The sequence below is a fragment of the Clostridium sp. UBA4548 genome, from assembly GCF_002387895.1.
Taxonomy (GTDB): Bacteria; Bacillota; Clostridia; order Clostridiales; family Clostridiaceae; genus Clostridium_J.
The window spans coordinates 44,326-51,929 of the sequence record NZ_DGLI01000036.1; the positions used below are offsets into that span (position 1 = coordinate 44,326).

6 protein-coding genes are annotated in these 7,604 nt (G+C 31.3%); all 6 read left to right on the forward strand.

Annotated elements, in window-relative coordinates:
- The first annotated feature begins 171 nt into the window (after nt 1–171).
- A complete protein-coding gene (locus B3040_RS13415; protein ID WP_291574123.1) occupies nt 172–354 on the forward strand; it encodes a hypothetical protein in 183 nt (60 codons plus the stop codon).
- Between the two features lie 241 nt (nt 355–595).
- Nucleotides 596–2,764: a methyl-accepting chemotaxis protein gene (locus B3040_RS13420; protein WP_291574126.1), complete on the forward strand. Its 2,169-nt coding sequence runs from the start codon at nt 596–598 to the stop codon at nt 2,762–2,764.
- A gap of 189 nt (nt 2,765–2,953) precedes the next feature.
- A complete protein-coding gene (locus B3040_RS13425) occupies nt 2,954–3,820 on the forward strand; it encodes a tRNA 2-thiocytidine biosynthesis TtcA family protein (RefSeq protein ID WP_291574128.1) in 867 nt (288 codons plus the stop codon).
- 150 nt (nt 3,821–3,970) lie between these two features.
- The gene (locus B3040_RS13430; RefSeq protein ID WP_291574130.1) at nt 3,971–5,482 is read left to right on the forward strand and encodes an FAD-dependent oxidoreductase; all 1,512 of its coding nucleotides are present in this window, start codon (nt 3,971–3,973) and stop codon (nt 5,480–5,482) included.
- Between the two features lie 424 nt (nt 5,483–5,906).
- The gene (locus tag B3040_RS13435) at nt 5,907–6,971 is read left to right on the forward strand and encodes an HD-GYP domain-containing protein (RefSeq protein WP_291574132.1); all 1,065 of its coding nucleotides are present in this window, start codon (nt 5,907–5,909) and stop codon (nt 6,969–6,971) included.
- Between the two features lie 266 nt (nt 6,972–7,237).
- Complete coding sequence (locus B3040_RS13440) at nt 7,238–7,441, forward strand: cold-shock protein (RefSeq protein WP_291574135.1); 204 nt, start codon at nt 7,238–7,240, stop codon at nt 7,439–7,441.
- The last annotated feature ends 163 nt before the right edge of the window (nt 7,442–7,604 follow it).

Consider the following 7,604-nt stretch of genomic DNA (forward strand, 5'->3'; position numbering starts at 1 on the left):
CAAAGACAATGATTATGGAAATAGATGTTATTAAACATAGCTTTCATAGAAATATTAGTTAGGAAGCAGGAAGAAGTAAATATACGAATATATAAATATATGTAGGCATCTAGATAAGAATATAACCATATATAGTGTTTATACGGGTTTAGGGTTAAAGGAGGTGTTTTGATGAGTAATAAAATATCCTTAATAATAAATATTCTATGTGTAGTTTGGCTTGGGTATTCTTTTATCACAAGCAGGACCAGTGGTTTTGGCAATACCTTTCATATTGTAGCCTTAGTAGTGCTTATAATAAGTTCATATACACATTATGTAAGTATGAGAAAAACATCTACAAAAAAGGTATAGAAAAATACTAGGATGAGTATTGGTTCCTTAGAAGATATTAAACTACACCGTATAGGCTTAAAGAGTAGGGTTTACAACTTACTCTTTTTTTATTTTTAGGTTAAATATTTCTTAAAAACTTTACAAAAATCCTTGTTTGTTATGTCTTAGTTAATCCAAGTTAAACCCAATGCACAATCCCCACAAAGCTTTTTATTTATGAGAACATAAGGATGTAATAAATTGTAACTGGGGGAACGTTATGGATATGAACATAAAGCAGAAGTTTGAAAGAATTAAGCAGAGTAAATTTAAGTTTAATATTTTTGGTAAACCTAGTAGTGATAAAAGTTATGGTGAAAAAGTTGAGAATGAAAATTCCTTAAGTAAAGTTACAGCTGTAAAGTTTACTTTAAGTAAATTTAAGATTAACAGAAGTAAAGTAGGGAGAAAAGGACTAGGATATCAGCTAATAAAGCTTCTTGTTTATACTTCTATTATACCGATTAGCTTAGTTTGTTTATTTATGTATTTTAATTTATCAGAAAGCACGGAAAGAGATTTTAAACAGCTATATGACCAATCTGTATCGAGGATAGACGAAGGAATATATAGCATTATTGAAGCGAACAGTGAATATTTGACTATGTTAGCTAACAATCCTTATGTGGTGGATGGGAATGAAACTAATAAAGCTAAGGATGGACTTTTAAGAACTTTAGAAAGCTTTAAAGCCTCCAATAAACAGTGCAATACAGTATATTTCTTAAGTGATAATAATGAATATTATTCTTTTCCCTTTAAAAATGTGAACACTGATGTTTTAGTTGTACAACCCTGGTATAAGGAAGCTAGAAATAATACTTCAAAGGTGTATGTATCTCAGGTTAGAAAGGATGAAAAAACTAGTAAAAATGTAGTGACTCTATCTAAGGCAGTTACAGATATTTCAGGAAATACATTAGGAATTCTTGCCCTTGATATAACACTAGAAGCTATAAATGAAGTTACAGAGAAGGTATCCTTAGGGGATAAAGGGTTAGCCATAGTAATGGATAATAACAATGTAACAATGTCTAGTAGAATTGCAAGTTTAATGGGAAAGAACTTAGGTGAAGAACCATATATTAAAGAGATAATGAGTAAGGAAAAAGGGCTTGTAAGAGTAGCATTTAGAGAGAAGGATTACTTTGCATATAAAAAGGCTAATGAGAAGGGCTTATATACCACCATTGGACTTATTCCAACAGAGGAATACAATAAGCTATTAAAGAAAGTAATTCTTGGTCCTATATATGTTGTTGTAATATTATTGATAGCCGTAATTGCATTAGGAATAAAATTTACAAAAAATATTACCAATCCAATAACTAAAATAGAAGAATTGCTAAAAAGAACTCAAAGAGGAGACTTCACTACAAAGCTAAAGTTAGAAAGCAACACTTCTTTAGAAATTTCGAATATTGTAGACTGTGCCAATGGAATGATTGATGAAATGGTATTGCTGTTAGGACGTGTGAAGGATAGTAGCAATAAAGTACAGCAGGCAGCGGATATACTTTCAGAATCAATTAATAATACCAATGAAAGTGCAAGAGTTATAGTTCAGGGCATTAACTATATTTCTGAAAGTGCAAGGGACCAATGTGAAATAGTAAAAAATACTGCTGAAAACTCTGAAGTTTTAACAGCGGCAGTGAATGAAACCATAAACAATTCTCAGGAAATGCTCAGTTCTTCTAAGGGTGTTAAAAAGTATTGTTCACAAGGTGAAAATGCCGTAAGAGAGTTAAACCAAATTTACAGCAAAAATATTAAAGCTAATGAAATGGTGATGACTAAAGCAAATTCCTTGGTGGAGAATATCGGGAACATATCAAAGATAAGTGATACTATAAGAGGAATTACAGAAGAAACAAATTTACTAGCTCTAAATGCATCCATTGAAGCAGCACGAGCAGGAGAAGCGGGAAGAGGGTTTCAAGTGGTAGCAGATCAGGTTAGAAAGCTTTCTAGTGAAAGTGCAAAGTCCACTGAAAGTATAAGTAAAATTGTTCAACAAATTAAGAAGTCCTTTAAGGAGGTTTTAGAGAATATAAAGCTTTCTAAAGACTTATCCATAGAAACAGAAAAAAGTGTGATGGATACTTCTAAGGCTTTTGAGTATATTACAAAAGCTATTTGTAATCTAGAAAAAAACATCAATAAGGTATCCACAAACATAGAAGCTATTGAGGAATATAAGGATGCAGTGAATGAAAAAGTTAAAGTAGTAGCAGAGGTTTTTGAGGAGACACTAGCAACTGCAGAGGGCGTTAATAACTCTACTTTAGAACAGGCTAATGACATAGAAAGCATAAAGTCAGCTTCTGAAGAATTAAAACAGTTGTGTCAGCAACTTCGAAATACCAGCAGTAACTTTGTTATATAGGTATAAAAAGCTTCATAGAGTAGGTGGGAGGAAAAAAGAGTACAGGATTATATCTTGTGCTCTTTTAGTTTACAATATAATGTAGGCTTTGTGATAAAACTAATACTTTCCAAAGACAAATTATAATAAAGGTGTTATAATATTTGAAGGAATTAAGAGATATAACACAACTAATTAGGAGTGAAAACAATGAGCGAAATTGCAGGAAGCGGTTGCGATATACTAGTACCATTTAATGAAAGAAAACCCCTTGAGGAAATAGAGAGAAGCTTAGTTAAGACATATAGAAAGACTGTTTGGTCAAAGTTTATAAAGGCAATAAAGGATTATAGGCTAGTTGAAGAAGGAGATAAAATTGCAGTAGGTATCTCTGGAGGAAAGGATAGCTTAATTCTTGCAAAGTTATTCCAAGAGTTAAAGAAACATGGTCAAATGAAATTTGATGTTGAATTTATTGCCATGGACCCAGGTTACCATCCGCAAGTTAAAGAGCTACTTATAGATAACTGTAACTATTTAAATATACCAATTCATCTATATGAATCTGGAATTTTTACTGTAGTGGATAAAATTGCGAAGGATTATCCTTGCTACATGTGTGCAAGAATGAGAAGAGGTTCTCTTTATGCTAAAGCTCAGGAGCTTGGCTGTAATAAGCTGGCTCTTGGACATCATTTTAATGATGTAATTGAGACTACTATGCTTAATGTACTTTATGCAGGAAACTTTAAAACCATGATGCCAAAGCTCAAGGCAGCTAACTTTGAAGGTCTAGAACTTATTCGTCCACTTTACTATGTGGAAGAAGAGTATATACAAAGATTTACTCAAAATGCTGGAATATGGCCACTTAATTGTGCTTGTATGGTTGCAGCAAAGAGAATCGGAAATAAGCGTTATGAAATTAAGGACATGATTAAAAAGATAAAAGAAGACTTTAAGGATGTAGATAAATCCATTTTCCGTGCAGCAGAAAATGTTAATATGGAAGCTATCTTAGGATGGGAAAAAGGTGGAGAGAAGCATTCCTTTTTAGATTTTTACGATGAGGAATAATAGGCGTTTAGTATTAAATTGGACAGTACTATAATTACTACTTGTTGAATATTAAACTAATTTTTGAGTATTGGGCAAATACAGATGAATAATTAGATTCTCCTTTATAAATAATACATTTAATAATGTTTTTATAAAGGAGTTTTTTTTATGAGAAATTTTAATAGATCTTTATGGCTTGAAACTACACCAATTACACATTATGAAACCTTTAGAGGAGAGCTTAAAACTGATGTGGCAGTTATAGGTGGAGGAATTGTTGGGATAACCACAGCTTATCTATTAAAAAAGGCGGGATTAAGAGTAACCTTACTAGAGTCAAATAGAATTTGTGAGGGAACTACTGCTAATACCACTGCGAAAATCACATCTCTACATGATGTTTTCTACACTAAAATTACAGAGAACTATGGAAAAGATAACGCTGCGCAATATGGACTTGCCAACGAAAAAGCTATTAGAAAGATTAGGGAAATTATAGAGGAAAATAAAATAGATTGTGATTTTAAAGAGCAGATTAATGTAATTTACACTCTACTTGAAGAAAATCTTCCTATGCTTCACGAAGAGGTAAGGATAGCAAGAAGTATTGGACTTCCAGCTAGATTTATTGAAGAATCATCTCTTCCTTTTGATATAAAAGGTGGAGTATGCTTTGATAATCAAGCTCAGTTTCATCCAAGAAAGTATTTATTAGCCCTTGCTGAAAAAATAGAAGGCGGAGAATGTCACATCTTTGAAAACTCAAGAGTAGTAAACTTAGAGAATGAAGATAAAGGCTACAAAGTAATTACTAAAGAAGGAACCGTTTATGCTAGTAATGTAGTAGTTGCAACCCACTTTCCTATTTTTGATAGATATGGCTTGTACTTTACTAAAATGCATGCTGAAAGATCTTATGCACTAGGACTAACAGCACCGGATTTTCCACTAGATGGCATGTATAAAAGCTATGAGAATCCTGCAAGATCCTTTAGAACACAAGAAGTGAAAGGCCAGCAGTACATAATTCTTGGGGGAGAAGGACATAGAACAGGAGAAAAGAATGATACCCAAGAGTGTTACAATAATTTATTTGAGTATGCAAAAGTAGTTTATGACGGAAAGTTTGATCTTCACTTTAAATGGAGTGCTCAAGATATGATGCCATTAGATGATATTCCTTACATAGGTCAGTATGGAAAGAATACTGAGGGCTTATATGTAGCCACAGGTTTTAAAAAATGGGGAATGAGTAGCTCAATGGTGGCTGCTATGATAATTACAGATGAAATCACGGGAAAAATAAATGAGCATAGGGATATTTTCTCTGCTAGAAGATTCGACCTAGCTCCATCTATAATGGAGCTTGGAAACAATGTTAAAGAGGCCACTAAAAATTTAATATCTGCAAGACTCAATAATACAACAAAAACTCTTGAAGACTTAAAGCTTGGTGAAGGTACTCATATAATTTATAAGGATGAAAAAGTTGGAGCTTATAAGGATGAAAGTGGTAAGGTTTATATAGTGGATATTGTTTGCAAACACTTAGGTTGTGAACTTCATTTTAATGATGCTGAAAAGAGTTGGGATTGTCCTTGTCACGGTTCAAGATATACAATTAGAGGAGAAATTATTGAAGCACCAACCACAGAGCCTATAAAGTTAATAGAATTATAAACGATAAATAAAGTAAAATTTAATTCTAATGGATGTTATAGGTTTACGTATAATTTTAAAATTCAAATAAGTTTAGTAGGATGGTAACCCTATCCTACTTTTATAGTTTTATAGAGCTTTGCTTAATTTTAAAATAAGTATATAAAAATCAGACTTTGTTTTCTATATAAAATATCATAGGAATAAACTTTTAATTAAACAACTTTATTGGGGAAAAAGTTGACAGATACATGAAATTACTAGAGTATTATAATTAAAAATCGTAAAAAAACAAATTTGAGGGTAAAGTGACAAAAATAGCCATAATTCATCAAAGGGTAAAAGTGAATTATGGCGAATATATGAAAGTAATGCTCTAAAATATATGGGTTTAATGGTGAAATTCATAATAGTTAGTATAATTATTATCAGGGGTTGGGTGTATATGGTAATTAATAAAAAAAGTATATCTATTAATGATCTTGAAGTAGGAATGAGAATAGCCAAAGAAATAAAAATTAATGGACAAGTTCTAATAAACCAAGGTGTTTCTATTACAGAAACAGCAATTAGAAAGTTAAAGGATAATTACTTTATTAGTGAAATTGAAGTTTACTCAATAGAAGAAGATACTTATGAGGATGAAGATATTAAAAAAGCAAAGACTATAGAAGAAGTAGATAAAACCTTTACTGAACTATCTTTTGATGTAGAGCAAGTATTTGTAGATATGGAAAATTTAAAGGTATCAGGGATAGAAGAAGTTAAAAGGTTTGCAAAAAAAATTCAAGTTGAATTAGAAGCTACTAGTTCAATCATAAAGAATATAGTTTTACATGGCAGTGGAGAAGATTCTATATATAGGCATTGTGTTAATGTAACTGCCTTAAGTTCTATTCTTGGAAGGTGGATAGGTCTTAATGATAATGAAATAAACCTATTAGTGTACTCTGGAATTTTACATGACTTTGGTAAAACTAAGATAGACAAAAAAGTGTTAGATAAACCTAGTGCATTGACAACACGAGAATTTAACATTATAAAATCTCATCCTGTTATAGGGTATAACTATATTAAGGATGTACCATTTTTAAATAAATCCGTAGGGTATGCCGTTCTTACTCATCATGAAAGAGAAGATGGTTCTGGCTATCCCTTAGGACTTAAAGGAGACAAGATACATGTTTTCAGCAAAATCATTGCAATAGCAGATGTATTTGATGCGGTGAACTCAAATAGAGTTTACAAACAAAGTAAGGCTCCTTTTGAGGCTTTAGAAATCATACGTAAAGAAAGCATGGGAAAATTAGATTATGAGTATTGTAATGTATTTTTAAGTCATGTTGCAAATTACTACATGGGAGAAAGGGTGTTATTAAACTCTGGGGCAATATGTAAGATAGTAAAGATTGATATAAATGATATCGGAAGGCCTTTACTCCTTAGTGATGGAGACTTTATAGACTTGAAGGAATGCAAAGATTTATATATAAAGAAAATGGTATTTTAAATTAAATTTTCCAGAAGGTTTTAACTATATGGTAAAGTAAAAAATTACCAACCACGTGTTGTATTAAATATGAAACATTGTGCAAATAATAATACCGAAAGAATTTTATAGGTTAATGTTTATGAAATATATTCCATTGTTGAAGTTATATAAATACAGTTCTGTCATATGGAATAATATCAGTAAGTAGGGTTTCAATTTATATATAAATATTAAAACTTATTGATGCATACTATAATTAACTAAAGAAAAGTGAGGTATTAGATATGGAAACAGGAATAATAAAGTGGTTTGATAATGAAAGAGGATACGGGTTTATATCAGGGAATAATGGAAGAGATGTATTTGTTCATCATTCCCAGGTGAAAGAAAAAACTCATGATAAGGATTTACATGAAGGGGAGGAAGTTGCCTTTGATGTGATAGAGGGTGAAAAAGGACTTCAAGCTATTAATGTACAAAAAATGTAAAGGCTAGATTTAGCTGAAGATATTAAAGCTTTAATTTAAATTTTAATTAGACTTTTTATACTAATAGTAGTTTAAAATAGCATTAACAAACATTACCCTAGGGAGAGAACCCTAGGGTTTTTAAAACACAAATAAGTTTACTGTTAGAGTATAATTTTTGTAG

What these genes read in the sequence shown, in the direction of transcription:
- B3040_RS13415 (WP_291574123.1), top strand. Translation starts at nt 172, where the DNA reads ATGAGTAATAAAATATCCTTAATAATAAATATTCTATGTGTAGTTTGG.
- B3040_RS13435 (WP_291574132.1), top strand. Translation starts at nt 5,907, where the DNA reads ATGGTAATTAATAAAAAAAGTATATCTATTAATGATCTTGAAGTAGGA.
- B3040_RS13425 (WP_291574128.1), top strand. Translation starts at nt 2,954, where the DNA reads ATGAGCGAAATTGCAGGAAGCGGTTGCGATATACTAGTACCATTTAAT.
- B3040_RS13440 (WP_291574135.1), top strand. Translation starts at nt 7,238, where the DNA reads ATGGAAACAGGAATAATAAAGTGGTTTGATAATGAAAGAGGATACGGG.
- B3040_RS13420 (WP_291574126.1), top strand. Translation starts at nt 596, where the DNA reads ATGGATATGAACATAAAGCAGAAGTTTGAAAGAATTAAGCAGAGTAAA.
- B3040_RS13430 (WP_291574130.1), top strand. Translation starts at nt 3,971, where the DNA reads ATGAGAAATTTTAATAGATCTTTATGGCTTGAAACTACACCAATTACA.